12 protein-coding genes are annotated in these 17,198 nt (G+C 61.4%); 6 read left to right on the top strand and 6 right to left on the bottom strand.

What is annotated here, in order from left to right:
• Positions 1–159: 159 nt before the first annotated feature.
• A complete protein-coding gene (gene ssb, locus H9646_RS02780; protein WP_191721825.1) occupies positions 160–741 on the bottom strand; it encodes a single-stranded DNA-binding protein in 582 nt (193 codons plus the stop codon).
• A 267-nt stretch (positions 742–1,008) separates the two neighbouring features.
• Entirely contained in the window at positions 1,009–2,190 is a 1,182-nt protein-coding gene (locus H9646_RS02785) for an MFS transporter (protein WP_191722274.1), read from the bottom strand.
• A 234-nt stretch (positions 2,191–2,424) separates the two neighbouring features.
• On the opposite strand from H9646_RS02785, the gene uvrA reads away from it, so the two are divergent.
• Both uvrA and H9646_RS02795 read left to right on the top strand, forming a co-directional pair.
• Complete coding sequence (gene uvrA, locus H9646_RS02790) at positions 2,425–5,424, top strand: excinuclease ABC subunit UvrA (RefSeq protein WP_191721826.1); 3,000 nt, start codon at positions 2,425–2,427, stop codon at positions 5,422–5,424.
• A gap of 175 nt (positions 5,425–5,599) precedes the next feature.
• On the top strand, positions 5,600–6,742 hold the full coding sequence (locus H9646_RS02795; protein ID WP_318244900.1) for an NAD(P)/FAD-dependent oxidoreductase: 1,143 nt from the start codon (positions 5,600–5,602) through the stop codon (positions 6,740–6,742).
• Positions 6,743–6,897: 155 nt separating this feature from the next.
• Here H9646_RS02795 and H9646_RS02800 read toward each other — a convergent pair whose 3' ends face one another.
• Together H9646_RS02800 and fba are read right to left on the bottom strand one after the other, a co-directional pair.
• Entirely contained in the window at positions 6,898–7,878 is a 981-nt protein-coding gene (locus H9646_RS02800) for a Bug family tripartite tricarboxylate transporter substrate binding protein (protein ID WP_191721828.1), read from the bottom strand.
• Between the two features lie 226 nt (positions 7,879–8,104).
• On the bottom strand, positions 8,105–9,169 hold the full coding sequence (gene fba, locus H9646_RS02805) for a class II fructose-bisphosphate aldolase (RefSeq protein WP_191721829.1): 1,065 nt from the start codon (positions 9,167–9,169) through the stop codon (positions 8,105–8,107).
• A gap of 257 nt (positions 9,170–9,426) precedes the next feature.
• Between fba and H9646_RS02810 the strand changes: the two genes are divergently transcribed.
• The 4 genes from H9646_RS02810 to H9646_RS02825 all read left to right on the top strand — a co-directional run bounded on the left by H9646_RS02810 (position 9,427) and on the right by H9646_RS02825 (position 14,122).
• Entirely contained in the window at positions 9,427–10,404 is a 978-nt protein-coding gene (locus tag H9646_RS02810) for a Bug family tripartite tricarboxylate transporter substrate binding protein (RefSeq protein ID WP_191721830.1), read from the top strand.
• An 11-nt stretch (positions 10,405–10,415) separates the two neighbouring features.
• A complete protein-coding gene (locus H9646_RS02815) occupies positions 10,416–10,865 on the top strand; it encodes a tripartite tricarboxylate transporter TctB family protein (protein WP_191722275.1) in 450 nt (149 codons plus the stop codon).
• A 49-nt stretch (positions 10,866–10,914) separates the two neighbouring features.
• On the top strand, positions 10,915–12,423 hold the full coding sequence (locus tag H9646_RS02820) for a tripartite tricarboxylate transporter permease (protein ID WP_191721831.1): 1,509 nt from the start codon (positions 10,915–10,917) through the stop codon (positions 12,421–12,423).
• Positions 12,424–12,499: 76 nt separating this feature from the next.
• A complete protein-coding gene (locus H9646_RS02825) occupies positions 12,500–14,122 on the top strand; it encodes a rhodanese-like domain-containing protein (RefSeq protein WP_191721832.1) in 1,623 nt (540 codons plus the stop codon).
• Positions 14,123–14,199: 77 nt separating this feature from the next.
• Here H9646_RS02825 and pyk read toward each other — a convergent pair whose 3' ends face one another.
• Complete coding sequence (gene pyk, locus H9646_RS02830) at positions 14,200–15,636, bottom strand: pyruvate kinase (protein WP_191722276.1); 1,437 nt, start codon at positions 15,634–15,636, stop codon at positions 14,200–14,202.
• A gap of 37 nt (positions 15,637–15,673) precedes the next feature.
• Positions 15,674–17,056 carry an aminopeptidase P N-terminal domain-containing protein gene (locus H9646_RS02835; protein ID WP_191722277.1) on the bottom strand — a complete coding sequence of 461 codons (1,383 nt, stop codon included), beginning with the start codon at positions 17,054–17,056 and terminating at the stop codon, positions 15,674–15,676.
• Between the last annotated feature and the right edge of the window lie 142 nt (positions 17,057–17,198).

Consider the following 17,198-nt stretch of genomic DNA (forward strand, 5'->3'; position numbering starts at 1 on the left):
TAACGTAAATAGAGCAGACAGTCTGGCGCAGAAGCCGCCATGCCGATGTCGCCACACGTTAATCCCCGCGCCCGCGCAGGACTAAAACCTGCGCCCCATGCAAAAAGCCCATACGGACAGCCGTATGGGCTTGAGAGTCAGCGCAGTCAAAGTGCGAAATTAAAACGGAATGTCGTCATCCATATCGTCAAAGCCTGAAGCCGCACGCTGTGGAGGCGGTACCATCGGAGCGGGTGCTGCCGCTGGTGAAGCCATGCGCTGCTGTGGAGCGGCTTGGCGGGGTGCTGGGGCTGCAGCCGGACGACGGGGCGCTGGAGCAGCGGCTTCATAACCGCCGTTGTCACCGTAGCCGCTGTCTTCTGCGTAGCCACCGCCCTGGCCCTGATTGCCACCACCCATGCCTTGTCGGCTACCCAGCATCTGCATGCTGTCAGCGCGAATTTCGGTGGCGTAACGCTCCTGGCCGGTGGCCTGGTCGGTCCACTTGCGGGTGCGCAGGCTGCCTTCTACATAGACCTGGCTGCCCTTGCGCAGGTATTGACCCACGATTTCAGCCAAGCGGCCATTAAACACAATGCGGTGCCACTCGGTAGATTCTTTGTTCTCGCCGGTGTTCTTGTCGCGCCAGCGGTCGGTCGTGGCGATGGTGACGTTGGCCACCTGATCGCCGCTTGGGAAGGTGCGCATTTCGGGGTCGCGACCCAGATTGCCGACGATGATGACTTTGTTGACAGATGCCATGGTGTAAAAAATCCTGTGCAGGTAGTTCGGGCGTGAAGGGGGAGGGTCCCGAACCAGATCAGTAATTGCAGCCCCTCCGGCAGGCTGCAGGAACGCAGCTTAACTGATGTTTTTAACGCCTGCACATCCACCCAAATTCCCGCTGCGCAGCGTGGTGGATGAGCGACGATTTTTCAAAAACAAGAGCTTCAAGTGCATATACAACAAAGGTTTCAAAGTATTTTCACTTTGAAACCTTTTGTAGGCATGCGTTAAGCGCTCCTATTTTCAGGATCGTACGGGCCGCCCCACAGGTCGCAGCGGCCAGGTGATCGCCAGCCACAGCACCATCAGCACCGCGGTGCTGGTGAACAAGGCTGGCATGCCGCCCCACTTGGCCAGCGCGCCGCCCAGGAAACCACCAGCAAACAAGCCCAGCGACTGCAGCGTGTTGTACGCTCCCAGTGCGGCCCCGCGCAGGTGTGCTGGCGCCATGCGAGAGACCAGACTGGGCTGGCTGGCCTCGAGCACGTTAAAGCCGACAAAAAACAAGAACATCAGCACACCCATCAGCGCCAGCGAGGGTTGCGCGCTGGTCTGAGCCACGACGCCCAGACCGATCTGCACGATCAGCACCAAGCTGATGGCCCCCAGCAAGGCTGCGCGCAGCTTGCCTTTGCGCTCCATGGAAAACAGCCCGCCCATGGCCACAAACGACAGCACCACTGCAGGCAGATACACCTTCCAGTGCGCGTCTTTCAGCAGCCCGGCAGCCACCAGCAAGGCGGGTACGGCCACCCACATGGCCATTTGCACGGTGTGCAAAATAAACACACCGGCATTCAAACGCAGCAAGTCTTTGTGCTGCAGCAGCTCTGTGGGCTTGCCACGTCGCTCGCTGTGGTGCTCAACCGGCTCGGGCGGCACCACCCAGATCACCACGGCAACGCCGCACAGCGCCAGGGCAAAGGTCAGGCCAAAGATGCCCGACAGACCGCCCCACGCGGCCAGCAACGGGCTGAGCACCAGCGCCAGCGCGAACATCAAACCAATGGAGCCGCCGACCATGGCCATGGCCTTGGTGCGTACGCTGTCCCGTGTCAGATCTGACATCAGCGCCGTCACAGCGGCCGACACCGCACCCGCACCTTGCAGGGCGCGGCCCACCATCAAGCCGGTGAGTGAATCAGCCAGTGCCGCCACCAGACTGCCAATGGCAAACACCACCAGGCCGCCGACAATGATGCGTTTGCGGCCAAAGCGATCCGAGGCCATGCCCAGCGGCAGCTGAAACACCGCCTGCGTCAGGCCATACAGCCCCATGGCCAGACCCACAATGACGGGGTCGTCACCTCCGGGGTAATGCGCCGCTTCCAAGGCAAACACCGGCAACACCAAGAACAGCCCCAGCATGCGCAACGCAAAAATCAGCGCCAGGCTGGCGCTGGAGCGGCGTTCTTGCGGGGTCATCTTGCTGCTGACAGCAGTATCGGCGGCGATGGTGAGGGGGTCGTTATGGGACTTGGACACGCGGTAAAACTAAAGTGGGAGACGCGAAAACCGCGCATTGCAACCCGTCAGGCCGGACACGCGCTGGCTGCGCCAAACCCTTATTGTCTGCGATTGGGGGCATGGCCGCCACACATGGGGCGTGCCAAATCTCTATGATGGGCGATTTCCCTTCGCACATACCACCGCCCTCCCGTGACTGCAGCTTCTTCTTCCCCACTACCAGCAGATGCGCCAGACACCACAGGGCGCTATCTGGGTCATGCCATTGGTCACACCCGCATCAGCATTCGCGGTGCGCGTACGCACAATCTCAAGAACATTGACCTGGACATTCCGCGCAACCAGTTGGTGGTGATCACCGGGCTGTCGGGTTCAGGCAAGTCCAGCCTCGCGTTTGACACCTTGTATGCCGAAGGCCAGCGCCGCTACGTGGAAAGCCTGTCGGCCTATGCGCGGCAGTTTCTGGGGCAACTGGACAAGCCCGACGTGGACTTGATTGAGGGCCTGTCACCTGCTATTGCCATCGAGCAAAAGGCAGCCAGCCACAACCCACGCTCGACCGTGGGCACCATCACCGAAATCAACGACTACCTGCGCCTGCTGTTTGCCCGCGCTGGCACGCCGTATTGCCCCGAGCACGAGCTGCCCCTGCAGGCACAAACCGTGAGCCAGATGGTGGATGCCATTTTGGCCATGCCCGAAGGCACCAAGCTCATGCTCATTGCCCCTGTAGCGCGCAGCCGCAAGGGAGACTTCACCGATTTATTCACGCAGATGCAGGCCCAGGGCTACATCCGCTTTCGCATCAACGGTGCTGTGGTGGATGCGGGCAGCCTGCCTGCGCTGGACAAGAACAGCAAACACGATGTTGATGTGGTGGTCGATCGCATCAAGGTGCGCGCCGACTTGCAGCAGCGCCTGGCCGAAAGCATTGAAGCGGCGCTGCGCATTGGCGGCGACGCCTCCAGTGGCCGCGTGCTGGCAGTGGACATGGACTCCGGTGAAGAACACGTTTTCAGCAGCCGCTTTGCCTGCCCGCTGTGCACTTACTCGCTGGAAGAGCTGGAGCCACGCCTGTTCTCGTTCAACTCGCCCATGGGTGCCTGCCCTACCTGCGATGGCCTGGGCGTGAGCGAAGACTTTGACCCGGACAAGGTCGTCCCCTTTCCTAGCGTGAGCGTGGCCAACGGCGCCATCCATGGCTGGGACAGCCGTAACAGCACCTACTTCACGCTGCTGCAAAGCATTGCAAAGCACTACAGGCAAGACGTTGCAGCCTCGTTCGAGAGCTGGCCCGCCGAGGTGCAAAAAGTGGTGCTCTGGGGCTCAGGCACCGAGAAAATTGCCTTCACCTATGAGGGCGATGGCAAGCCCACTGTGGTGGAGCATGTGTTTGAAGGCGTAATCCCCAATATGGCGCGCCGCCTGCGCGAGACCGATTCACAAATCGTGCGCGATGATCTGGCACGCCTGCGCAGCATCCGCTCCTGCCCCGACTGCAAGGGCACGCGCTTGCGCCGCGAAGCGCGCTTTGTGCGTGTAGGCGATGGCGATCAGGCCCAAGCCATCTATCAACTCAATGCGCTGACTCTGTCAGAGGCACACCACTGGTTCACCACGCTCAAGCTGCAAGGCAACAAGGCCGACATCGCAGAAAAGGTGGTCAACGAGATCGCCTCGCGCCTGCGCTTCTTGCTGGATGTAGGCCTCAATTATCTGAGTCTGGACCGCAGCGCCGACACGCTCTCGGGCGGTGAATCACAGCGCATTCGGCTGGCACGCCAGATTGGCAGCGGCCTGACAGGCGTGATGTATGTGCTCGACGAGCCCAGCATTGGCCTGCACCAGCGCGACAACGACCGCCTGATTGCCACGCTGGAGCACCTGCGCAACATTGGCAACAGCGTGATCGTGGTGGAACACGATGAAGACATGATGCGTGCAGCCGACTGCATCATCGACATGGGTCCCGGTGCAGGCGTACACGGCGGGCGCGTGATGGCGCAAGGCACGTTCGAGCAAGTCAAGGCCAACCCGCAGTCCCCCACCGGCCAGTACCTCAGCGGCACCAAAAGCATTGCCGTGCCCAAGCGCCGCACACCCTGGCAGCCCGTGAAGGTGGACGAGGTGCAAGGCAAGCCGTCCACCGGCTTTCCTGCAGCGCCCAGCACCAGCGCACCCAACCACCACGCGCTGCAAGCTTTGCGCGTAGTGGGTGCCAGCGGCCACAACCTGCAAACGGTGACTGCCGAATTCCCTGTCGGGCTGTTTACCTGCGTGACCGGCGTGTCTGGCTCAGGCAAAAGTACCCTGGTCAACGACACGCTGTACGCCGAAGTGGCGCGCCAGCTTTACCGCGCCAGCGCCGAGCCAGCCCCCCACCAGGCGCTGGAAGGGCTGGAGCATTTTGACAAGGTCATCAACGTCGACCAGGCCCCCATTGGTCGCACGCCACGCAGCAACCCGGCCACCTACACCGGCTTGTTTGCCCCGATTCGCGAGCTGTTTACCGAAACCAATACCGCCAAAGAGCGCGGCTACGGCCCCGGTCGTTTCTCGTTCAACGTGGCTGGTGGCCGCTGCGAAACCTGTCAGGGCGACGGCATGATCAAGGTAGAAATGCACTTTCTGCCGGATGTGTATGTGCCCTGCGATACCTGCCACGGCAAGCGCTACAACCGCGAAACGCTGGAAGTGCAGTGGAAGGGCAAGAACATTGCCGACGTGCTGGGCATGACGGTAGAAGAAGCGCACGCCTTTTTCAAGGACGTGCCCAGCATTGCGCGCAAGCTGCAAACGCTGCTGGATGTAGGGCTGGGGTATATCCGTCTGGGCCAAAGCGCCACCACGCTGTCCGGCGGTGAAGCCCAGCGCGTCAAGCTGGCACAGGAACTGTCCAAACGCGATACCGGCCGCACGCTCTACATTCTGGATGAACCCACCACCGGGCTGCACTTTGCCGATGTGCAACTGCTGCTCAAGGTGCTGCACCAGCTGCGCGATGCGGGCAACACCATCGTGGTGATTGAGCACAACCTGGACGTGATCAAAACCGCAGACTGGATCATCGACATGGGCCCCGAAGGCGGCTCTGGCGGTGGTCAGGTAGTGGCCGTTGGCACACCCGAACAGATTGTCAAATCTGCCCAGAGCCATACCGGGCACTACCTCAAGAGCTATCTCAAAACTTAAGTTCTCCACGGCGCACTGGTGCACAAAGCGCCCGGAACTTCAGCCGCCTGCATCTGAACGTGCGCGCTGCCTGCCTGCAGGCCTTGCTGGCCCTGCATGAATTCTTTCAGGCCTCCAAGCCATGCCTGCACAGCGGGTGTAAGGTGGCAACATGCATCAAAGTGAAGGAAAAGCAGTGAACGACCAAACATGGGATGTGATTGTGGTGGGTGCAGGCATGGCGGGTGCCACCACGGGCTGGCACCTGGCGCAGGCCGGCCAGCGCGTACTGGTGCTGGAGCGCGAAGCACAGCCCGGCTACCACACCACCGGCCGCTCCGCCGCGCTGTTTGAAGAGCATTACGGCCCTGCGCAGGTGCAGGCCCTCACCCGTGCCAGCCGTGCGTTTTACGAACACCCGCCGACCGGCTTTGCCGACACCGCCCTGCTGCGCCCCCGGGGGGTGATGTATGTGGCCACCGCCGCTCAAAAACCACTCATTGATGCCGCCTATGCCGAGGCAGCCAAACACTCCACCCGCGCACAGCGGCTCAATGGGGATGCGCTGCGTGCGCTGGTGCCCGTGCTCAACGCCAGCATCGTGGACGGATTTGTAGACGATGGTGCACGTGATATTGATGTGCACGCCCTGCACCAGGCTTTTTTGCGCGGCATGCGCCAGCAAGGCGGGCAGCTGTGGTGCAACGCCGAGGTGCAGGCTCTGGCGCACGACAGTGCCACGCACACCTGGACTATCACGCTGGCCGATGGCCGCAGCCTGCAGGGCCACACCCTGGTCAACGCTGCGGGTGCCTGGGCCGACGACATTGGCGAGCTGGCAAGAGCCCGCGCCATTGGTCTGGTGCCTGCACGGCGCAGCGCGTTCACCTTCCCCGCGCCCGAAGGCATGGACGCCTCACACTGGCCCGCGGTCATCAGCGCCGATGAAAGTTTTTACTTCAAGCCCGATGCGGGCCAGCTGCTGGGCTCTCCCGCCAACGCCGATGCCACCTACCCCCATGATGTGCAACCCGAAGAAGAAGACATCGCCACCGGCATCTGGAGCATCGAACAGGCCACCACGCTGCAGATTCGCCGCCCCACGCACACCTGGGCAGGCCTGCGCTCGTTTGTGGCTGACGGCGAAATGGTGATTGGCTGGGATGACCAGATTCGCGGCCTGTTCTGGGTGGCCGCCCAGGGCGGCTATGGCATCCAGAGTGCCGCAGCCTACGGGCTGCTGGCGCGCAACCTGCTGCTGAACGAGCCCGTGGATGAGCAGCTCTTGGCCCAGGGCGTTGAAAGCGACCTGCTCAAACCCGTACGACTGCAACAATAAGAGCTGTCAACGCCTATCAGTGCTTGTTCTTAGATATAAAAAGCATCAAAAATAAGCACCCGCAAGCGCTGGTAGCTCCTTTTTTATTCAATTCATGAAAAAAGCCCGCAATGACTGGGTCATGCGGGCTTTTTGACAGTGGCTGTCAGAGCTGATTACAGCTCGATCTTCGCCACGTCAATGATCTTCTTGTACTTCACGATTTCACCGTTGATGTACTTGCCAGCATCGATCTTGCTGTCCATCACGGCAGCGCCAGCATCTTCCATTTTCTTGCGGAACTCAGGCGAAGCCATGGTCTTGTCCAGTGCAGTCTTGAGCTTGGCTGCAATAGGTGCGGGCAAGTTGGCAGGGGCCAGCATGGCGAACCACGAGTTGATGTCCACGTTCTTGAACTCAGGCTGCTCAGCCAGCGCTGGAATCTCAGGCGTTGCACCGTAGCGCTTGGCTTCGGTCGTGGCGATGGCAGTGACCTTGCCAGCCTTGATCAAAGGCAGACCCGAAGACAGCACAAAGATGCCGTATTCGATGTTGTTGCCCATCACATCGTTGGTCAGTGCAGGCACGCCACGGTAAGGCACGTGCTGCATGTCAATCTTGCCCTGGTCCTTCATCATTTCGCCGGCCAGGTGCAAGGCAGTACCCACACCCGAGGAGCCGTAGCTGAATTTGGCAGGGTTGGCCTTCACGGCAGCCACGAATTCCTTGGTGTTTTTCACGCCAGCCTTGGCGGAAGCGACCAGCACCATGGGCTGCGAAGCCACCAGACCGATGGGAGTGAAGTCCGTGATCTTGTACTTCACCGACTTGTTGATCTGGTTGGCAATGGCAATTTCATTGTTCGCACCCACCAGCAAGGTATAGCCATCGGGCTTGGCATTTGCCACCTTTTGCGCACCAATCGCGCCACCAGCACCGCCCAGGTTTTCCACCACGACCGATTGGCCCAGGTGCTTTTCGATCTCGTTGGCCACCAGACGGCCCACCAGGTCGGTCGAGCCACCTGCGGGATAGCCGACAACAATGGTCACAGGCTTGTTGGGGTACGAAGCGGCATCATCTGCAAAGGCAGGACCGGCCGCCAGCATGGCGGCACCGCAAGCAATCAGCGTGCGGCGAAGAATGTGAGTGCTCATAAAAATTCCTTGTTGCTCGAATTGTGAACAACTTTTCACTAATTTTGCATGAATTTATGCGTTACGGACATGCCTAATCGGCAATAGTGGCTTTCCCTTGATTGTTGCAAAAGTTAACAATTTCGCGTAAAGCGCCACCACCAACTGCGCAGCATAAAAAAGCCCGTATGGCAAAACCATGCGGGCTTTCACGCAAGAACAAGGCCAGTTTGCCTTGCTGCGGTGATTACTTCACCAATTGCGCCAGTTCACCGGCTGCGTACTTCTTGGCCATCTGCTCCAGGGTGTAGCCCTTGATCTTGCTGCCCTGGCCTTCGCAGCCAAATTGCAGGTAACGCGCCTTGCACACTTGCTTGGCAGCTTCACGGGCGGGCTTGAGCCACTCGCGGGCGTCAAACTTGTCGGGGTTCTCAGCCAGGAACTTGCGCACCGCGCCGGTCATGGCCAAGCGGATGTCGGTATCAATGTTCACCTTGCGCACGCCGTACTTGATGGCTTCCTGGATTTCCTCGACGGGTACGCCGTAGGTCTCCTTCATCTTGCCGCCGTACTGGTTGATCATGGCCAGCAGTTCTTGGGGCACCGATGAGGAACCGTGCATCACCAGGTGGGTGTTGGGGATGCGGGCGTGAATTTCCTTGACGCGCTGGATCGACAGAATGTCGCCCGTAGGGGGGCGGCTGAACTTGTACGCACCGTGGCTGGTACCAATGGCAATGGCCAAAGCGTCCAGTTGCGTGGCTTTGACGAACACAGCAGCTTCTTCGGGGTCAGTCAGCATCTGGCTGTGGTCCAGCTTGCCTTCTGCACCAATGCCGTCTTCTTCACCGGCTTCGCCGGTTTCCAGGTTGCCCAGGCAGCCCAGCTCGCCTTCAACGGTCGCGCCAATGCGGTGGGCCATGGCCACCACCTGCTGGGTCACGTCCACGTTGTATTCAAAGGATGAGGGGGTCTTGCCGTCGCCCAGCAAAGAGCCGTCCATCATCACCGAGCCAAAGCCCAGGTTCAGCGCGCCCTGGCAAATATCGGGGGTGGTGCCGTGGTCCTGATGCATGACCAGCGGAATGTGGGGGAACATCTCTGCAGCAGCCTGAATCAGGTGCTTGATGAAAGGCTCACCAGCGTATTTGCGGGCGCCAGCGCTGGCCTGCAGGATCACGGGCGCGCCCACTTCGTCAGCCGCCGTCATCACGGCCTGAACTTGTTCCAGGTTGTTGACGTTAAAGGCGGGGATGCCATAGCCGTTTTCGGCGGCATGGTCGAGCATTTCGCGCATCGAGATGAGAGGCATGATCGTGTTCCGGTAAAAGTTGGTCTGGGGGTGACAGTCAGGCTGGTGCTGCTGCTGTAACCGATTGGTAACCTTCGATTTTACCCGCCTAAAGCAAGCCCGCACACTGCGCTTGCCAGCCCAGCCTTGCGCAACCCATCCAATCCATATGAAACACAGCATGCATATGCGCAAACCGCATTTGCATGCGCGTTTTGATTCGTAGCCACACGCCGCCCGCATTTTTAGACTGCCCTTTCTTTTACGCAGGGGTTGGTATGAAACGACGGCAATGGTTGGCAGGTGCAGCACTCACAGCAGTGGGTGGTCTTTGGGGTGGTGCTGTGCAGGCATCCGTGTTTCCTAACAAAACCGTGCGCATCGTGGTACCGGTGGCGGCCGGCGGCAGCGCCGACAAGCTGGGCCGCACGCTTTCGCAAAAGCTGACCGAGCGCTGGGGGCAGTCGGTGGTGGTGGAGAACGTGCCCGGCGCAGGCGGCAGCATTGGCGCAGCGCAAGTCACCAAATCACGCCCCGATGGGTACACCCTGCTGCTGGCGGGTGACGGTCTGGCACTCAATGCCCTGCAAGGCCGGCGCGTGCCGTATGACGTGGAAAAAGATTTTTCAGGCGTCGTCAAAGCCGTGGTCAATCCGCAAATTTTGGTGGTGCGCCCGGACCTGGGGGTCAGCAACCTGCAGCAATATGCCGCCTTGCTCAAAAGCAAGCCCGGCCAGATCACCCTGGGCCTGCCCGGCAGCAAGGGCAGCTTGCAGCACCTGGCGCACGAAATGCTGAGCCAGCGCATTGGCGCCAGCCCCAACTACATTGCCTACCCCGGTGGTGGCCCCGCTGCGCTGGACGTGCTGGGCGGTCACATTGACGGCACGCTCATCACACTGGCCGCCGTGACCGAATATGTGCGCGCTGGCAAGCTGGTGCCGATTGCTGTCACCACCGCCCAGCGCTCCAAAGCACTGCCCAACGTACCCACGGTGGCCGAATCCGGCTTTCCCGGTTACGCGGTAGAGAGCTGGCAAGGCATCGTGGCACCTTCTGCCACCCCCAAGGCCGTGGTGGAGCAACTCAACCGCGACATCGTGGCCGTGCTGCAGCAGCCAGAGATTTCTGCACAGCTCGAAGCGCTGGGTTTCACGCTGGCCGGTGGCTCTGCCCAGCAACTGGATGACACCCTGCGCGAGAACCTGACGGGTTACGCCAAGGTGATCGCAGAAACCGGCATTCAACTGCGTTGATCGCCATGGCTGTGACGATTCGCAATCAGCGTGACTTCGCCGTTGGCGCAGCCTACATCGCCACGGGCGCCGCGTTCGCCGTGGTCTCCTGGGGCTACGAGCTGGGCAGCGCCTCGGCCATGGGGCCGGGCTACTTTCCATTCTGGCTGGGCATCGTGCTGGCGCTGCTCGGCCTGGTGCTCTGTGCAGGGGCCACATCGGCCAAGACCCCGCGTTTGCCGCTGCAGCGCTGGGACTGGCGCACGCTGGCCTGGATGACCGGATCGGTCGCCGCTTTTGGCCTGGCGCTCAAACCCCTGGGCCTGGTGCTGTCGGTTTTTGGACTGGTGGTCGCATCCAGCCTTGCCAGCCGTGAATTCACCTGGCGCGGCACGCTGCTCAACGCAGCCGTGCTGGTGCTGCTCAACACCGTGCTCTTTGTGCTCCTGCTGGATCTGCCACTGCCGCTGTGGCCCGCCTAAGTCTTCTTCGTTTTTTCCCCTGTTTTTTTGCCTCTGCGTCTGCCTTGCCATGGAATTGCTGAACAACCTCCAACTTGGATTTTCCACCGCCTTGTCGTGGCACAACCTGCTGTACGCATTCGGTGGCTGCTTGGTCGGCACGCTGATCGGCATCCTGCCCGGGCTTGGGCCTGTGGCCACCATCGCCATGCTGCTGCCGGTCACGTACAACCTGCCCCCTGTGTCGGCCTTGATCATGCTGGCGGGCATTTATTACGGTGCACAGTACGGCGGCTCGACCACGGCCATTTTGCTCAAGCTGCCCGGCGAGTCATCGTCGGCGGTGACAGTGATCGATGGGCACGCCATGGCTCGACAGGGGCGTGCAGGGCCGGCGCTCACGGCAGCCGCCATTGGTTCGTTCATCGCCGGCTCTTTTGGCGTGCTGCTGACTGCCGCGCTGGCCGCGCCACTGTCTGAAATTGCTTTCCGTTTTGGACCTGCTGAGTATTTTTCTTTGATGCTGCTGGGCCTGGTGGGCTCGGTTGCACTCTCGCCTGACTCCATCGACAAGTCACTGGGGCTGATGATTCTGGGTTTGCTGCTCAGCCTGGCGGGCGTGGATGTCAACTCCGGGGCCCTGCGTTTCACAGGCGAGATTCCCGAGATGATGGATGGCATTGAGTTCACCGCGCTGGCCATGGGCGTGTTCGGGGTTGCCGAGATTGCCTACAACCTGGAGCAGCAGGCCACCGACAGCACCGCTGGCACCGTGGCCCCAGTCTCGGGCCTGCGACCGACGGCACAGGATGTGCGCCGCATGGTGCCCTCCATTTTGCGGGGCACAGCCATTGGGTCGGTGCTTGGCATTTTGCCGGGTGCAGGCGTCACCATTGCAGCGTTTGCGGGCTACACCATTGAAAAGAAACTGTCACGCAACGCCCATGAAATGGGCCACGGTGCCATTGAAGGGGTCGCCGCGCCAGAGTCTGCCAACAACGCTGCGGCGCAGACCAATTTCATTCCGCTGCTGACGCTGGGTGTGCCGGGCATCGCCGTCATGGCGCTGATGGTGGGCGCCATGATGATCCACAACATCCAGCCCGGCCCTGAAGTGGCCACGCGCCATCCCGATGTGTTCTGGGGCCTGATTGCCTCCATGTGGATTGGCAACCTGATGCTGGTGGTGCTGAACCTGCCCTTGATAGGCCTGTGGATCAAGCTGCTGAGCATTCCCTACCGCTTTCTGTACCCCGCCATTTTGGTGTTCTGTGCCGTGGGGGCGTACTCGGTGCGTGGTTCAACCTTTGATGTACTGATTCTGGCTGCCTTTGGTGTCCTGGGCTATGCATTGGCCAAGCTGGCGGTCTCCCCTGTGCCCCTGCTGCTGGGCTTTGTGCTGGGCCCGATGCTGGAAGCCAGCTTTCGCCGCACCTTGGCCGTCTCGCGCGGGGACTACAGCGTTTTCTTCACGCGGTCGCTGTCGCTGGCCCTGCTGCTGGCCGCCACTGCACTGGTGATCTCGGCATTGATTCCCGCCATCCGCCGCCGCCATGCAGCCCTGGCAACCAGCGCCTGAAGCCACTTTCTTTCACAACGCAACCCCCCATTTCTTGTCGCCAGACCATGGTCTGGCACCACCGGAGTGCATTGACATGACCCAACACCTGACTTCCCTGACCCCTGCACAGCTCAAAACGGCGATTGCTGATGGGCACGAAATTGCACTGATCGACGTGCGCGAAGAAGGCCTGTTCGGCCTTGGTCATTTGCTGCTGTCCAGCTCTGCGCCCTTGAGCCGCCTGGAGCTGCTGATAGAGCGCCTGGTGCCACGCCGTGGAGCACGTCTGGTGCTGATCGACGCACAGGGAGAAACCGCCCCCATTGCGGCCCAGCGCCTGCAGCATGCGGGCTTCCACAACCTGCACGTGCTGGCTGGCGGCACCACCGCGTGGGTGGCCGCGGGTTACCCGCTGTTTGATGGTGTCTACGTTCCCAGCAAGGCCTTTGGCGAGGTGATTGAACACACCTTGAAAACGCCCGTGATTGATGTCGATGCGCTGGAGCAATTGCGCCGCGATGGTGTGGACCATGTGGTGGTGGACAGCCGCCCCTGGGAGGAATACCGGCTGCGCACCATTCCCGGCGCCATCAACTGCCCGGGCGCCGAGCTGGCGCAGCGCATTCAGGCGATTGCACCCGATCCCGAAACACTGGTGGTGGTCAACTGCGGCGGACGTACACGCAGCATCTTGGGCGCGCAAACACTGATCCATGCAGCCATTCCCAACCCTGTGCTGTCGCTCAAGGATGGGGCGCAAGGCTGGGTGCTCTCCGGGCGCAAGCTGGAGGTGGGCGCAGACCGCGTTGCACCCTACCTGCCAGCGCAAGCACCGGCACTGGCGCAAGCGCGCAAAGTGGCTCAGCAGGCAGGCGTGCAGATTGTGGATTGGCAGACGGTGCAAGGCTTTGTGCAGCAAGACAGCGCTCGCTCGGTTTTTCTGTTCGACGTGCGTGGCCCGCAGGAATACCAGGCCAGCCATTTAGCGGGCTGGCGCCATGCACCCGGCGGGCAACTGGTGCAATCCACCGACCATTACGTCGGTACGCTGCGCGCCCGCGTGGTGCTGCACGACCCACAACTGCTGCGCGCGCTCACCACCGCCGCGTGGGTGCAGCAGCTGGGCCTGCACGAAGTGTTTGTGCTGGAGCAGGCACCCGCCACGGCAGCCTTGCAGGCTGGCCCCGAGATTCAGCCTGTGCTGCCAGTGACCTTTGGCGATGCCGTCTGGATCCAGCCCAGCGATCTGGCCGCTTTGCAGGCCAGCGCCCAGAGCGATGCCGTGGCGGTGTTCGATATCGACAGCAGTCTGGACTATCGCCATGCCCACATTCCCGGCAGCTGGCATGCAGGGCGCCCCGCCTTGGGTGCTTTGTGGGCGACAGAGCCGGATCGCTTCAAACACACCACTCTGGTGATCACCTCTGCCGATGGCACTTTGGCGGGCTTGGCAGCCGCTGAATGGCGCCGTGCAACAGGTCGTGATGTGCGCGCCCTGCTGGGTGGCACGCAGGCCTGGCAGCAGCAGGGCCTGCCTACCGAAGCCGGTCTGGCACGTGCCGCACCGCAGCAGTTCGACCGCTGGTATGGCCCATGGGCTTACGAAGGCGAAGCCCAGCTGCAGGCCTTTCGCGACTATCTGTCCTGGGAAGTGGATCTGGCAGAGCGCATTCACCTCGACGGTGATTTGCCCATCCAGTTGCAGGCAGTTGCATAGCCCGCGCCGTGTCACCGTGCACGTAAAAAGGCAGCCCAAGGGCTGCCTTTTTATTATCCTCAACCGCGGCGATGCGGTCAGTCGACGCGGCAGATTTTCAGCATGTTGGAGCCACCGGGCTGGCCCATGGGCTCGCCGCAGGTAATGGCATACACGTCACCCGGCTGCACAATGCCGCGCATGCGCAAGTGGCTTTCTGCCTGCTGCAAGGCGGTGTCACGCTCCGCACTGGTGTCCATGAGCAGAGGGCGCACATTGCGGTACAGGGCCATCTTGCGCTGGGTGCTGACCTTGGGGGTCAGCGCATAAATGGGCGTATGAATCCGGTGGCGGCTCATCCACAATGCGGTGGAGCCGCTGTCCGTCATTGCCACAATGGCTTTGGCACCCAGCTTGTTGGCGGTAAACAGCGCGCCCAGCGCAATGGCCTGATCGATGCGTGTGAATTCACGTTCACCAAACTGAGCGTCCTGGCGGCGGTCTTCCGCGGCCTCGGCGGCAGCGCAAATTTTGGCCATTTCGCGTACGGTCTCCAGCGGGTATTTGCCCGCTGCAGTTTCTGCGCTCAGCATCACCGCGTCGGTGCCATCCAGCACAGCGTTGGCCACGTCACTCACCTCGGCGCGCGTGGGCACGGGGTTGGTGATCATGCTCTCCATCATCTGCGTGGCGGTGATGACCACCTTGTCCATCTCGCGCGCCATGCGGATCATTTTCTTTTGCAGCGCAGGCACGGCAGCGTTGCCCACCTCCACCGCCAGATCGCCACGCGCCACCATGATGCCGTCAGAGACGCGCAAAATTTCTTCCAGCAGCGGAATGGCTTCAGCACGCTCAATCTTGGCAATCAGACCCGGGCGGCGGCTGGTGCCCGCACAGGCTACCGTGCACAGCTGGCGCGCCATTTCCATGTCGGTGGCGTTTTTGGGAAAGCTCACCGCCACATAGTCGGCCCCCAGCGCAATGGCCGTCTTGATGTCTTCCATGTCCTTGGCCGTCAGGGCCGGGGCGGTCAGTCCGCCGCCTTGCTTGTTAATGCCCTTGTTGTTGGACAGCTCGCCGCCAATGGTCACCGTGGTGTGTACGGCCTGCCCCAGCACGCGATCGATCGTGAGTACGATCAGGCCATCATTGAGCAGCAGCACATCACCGGCTTTCACATCGCGTGGCAGCTCCTTGTAGTCCAGACCGACGCCATTGATGTCACCGGGCTCACTGCGGCTGGCGTCCAGCACGAAGCTGGCGCCCTCCTGCAGCATGACCTTGCCCTGGGCAAACTTGCCAACGCGAATCTTGGGGCCTTGCAGGTCGGCCATGATGGCCACTTCGCGGCCCGCCAGCACTGCGGCTTCGCGCACGGTCTTGGCGCGGTCAATATGGTCTTGTGCGGTGCCATGGCTGAAGTTCAGGCGCACGACGTTGACGCCCGTGGCAATCATTTTCGTGAGCAGCTCGATATCACTCGATGCAGGGCCCAGGGTTGCCACAATTTTGGTGGCACGGCGGATATACAGGTCTTGCAAACGCATCAAAAGGTCTCCATTCGTTTTTTTAGTCGCGCATCAGCGCTTCAATCTCATCGGCCTCAACGGGTACGCCACGGGTGATCAGCTCGCAACCGTTGTCCGTCACCACGGCATCGTCTTCGATGCGAATGCCAATATGGTGAAACTGCTCGGGCACCCCGGGCGCTGGGCGCACGTAGATACCGGGTTCAATCGTGGTCACCATGCCCGGGCGCAATATTCGGCTAGGGCGGGTGGTGGTGACCTGGCCACTCAGGGCGTCTATCTGTTGCTGACTTTGCGCAATCTCGGTGGGCTCCACATAGCTGCCACAGTCGTGCACATCCATGCCCAGCCAGTGGCCAGTACGGTGCATGTAAAACTGAAAGTAGGCGCGCTGGGCGATCACATCCTGCGCGTTGCCATAGACGTTTTTGTCCAGCAGACCCACATCCAGCATGCCCTGTGCCAGCACGGCCACGGTGGCATCGTGCGGGTCCATGAAACGCTGGCCGGGCTTGGTCACCGCAATGGCGGCTTTCTGGCTTTCCAGCACCAGCTCGTACAACGCACGTTGCGCGCTGGTAAAACGGCCATTGGCAGGGAAAGTGCGGGTGATGTCGCTGGCGTAGCCATCCAGCTCACAACCTGCATCAATGAGCACCAGATCGCCCTGGCGCACGGGCGCTTTGTCAGCGCGGTAGTGCAGCACACAGGCATTGGGGCCAGCGGCCACGATGGAGTCATAGGCCACACCATTGGCCCCGCCCTGGCGGAATTCGTGCAGCAGCTCCGCGTCCAGATGGTATTCGCGGCAATCTTGTCCAGCGCGCAACATGCGCGCTGAGCGCTGCATGGCGCGAATGTGGGCCCGGGCGCTGATCTGGCTTGCGCGGCGCATGATGTCCAGCTCGTGCGCATCTTTAATCAGCCGCATCTCATCGATCAGCGTGCACACATCGCCTTGCGCAGCCGGGCACAGTGCGCCCGCGCGTGTGCGGGCTCGCACCTGATTGAGCCAGGCCTCTACGCGGGCCGCCAGCCCTTCGTGTGTGGCGAATGGCCACCAGACTGTTGTCTGGTTTTCCAGCAAACGGGGCAGGCGCGTGTCCATGTCTTCAATGGAGGCGGCATCACTGACACCCAGTGTGGTGACCGCCGCCTCTGGGCCCAGACGGTAGCCATCCCAGATTTCGCGCTCCAGATCCTTAGGCTGGCAAAACAAGGTGCTGCTGCCGTCCGCTTTCAGAACCAGACAGGCGTTGGGCTCGGTGAAACCGGTGAGGTAATAAAAGTAGCTGTCGTGCCGGTACAGGTAGCTGTTGTCGCGGTTACGGCCCCGCTCGGGTGCCGTGGGAATGATGGCAATCCCGCCATCGCCCAATTGGGCAGCCAGACGAGCGCGGCGTTGTGCGTAAACAGAGGTCATCGGCATATCGTACTGCCGCTGCCGCCTGCTGCGCGCCAGATGGCCCTCTTGGCAGCACCTGTTGGCGCTGGGCGGCGCTGAACGCACGCGTTTCAAGCGCCGGTCACACGCCATTCAGGCGCCCCAGCGCATCGAAAACTGG

The sequence above is a fragment of the Comamonas avium genome (genome assembly GCF_014836675.1).
Lineage (GTDB): Bacteria > Pseudomonadota > Gammaproteobacteria > Burkholderiales > Burkholderiaceae_C > Comamonas > Comamonas avium.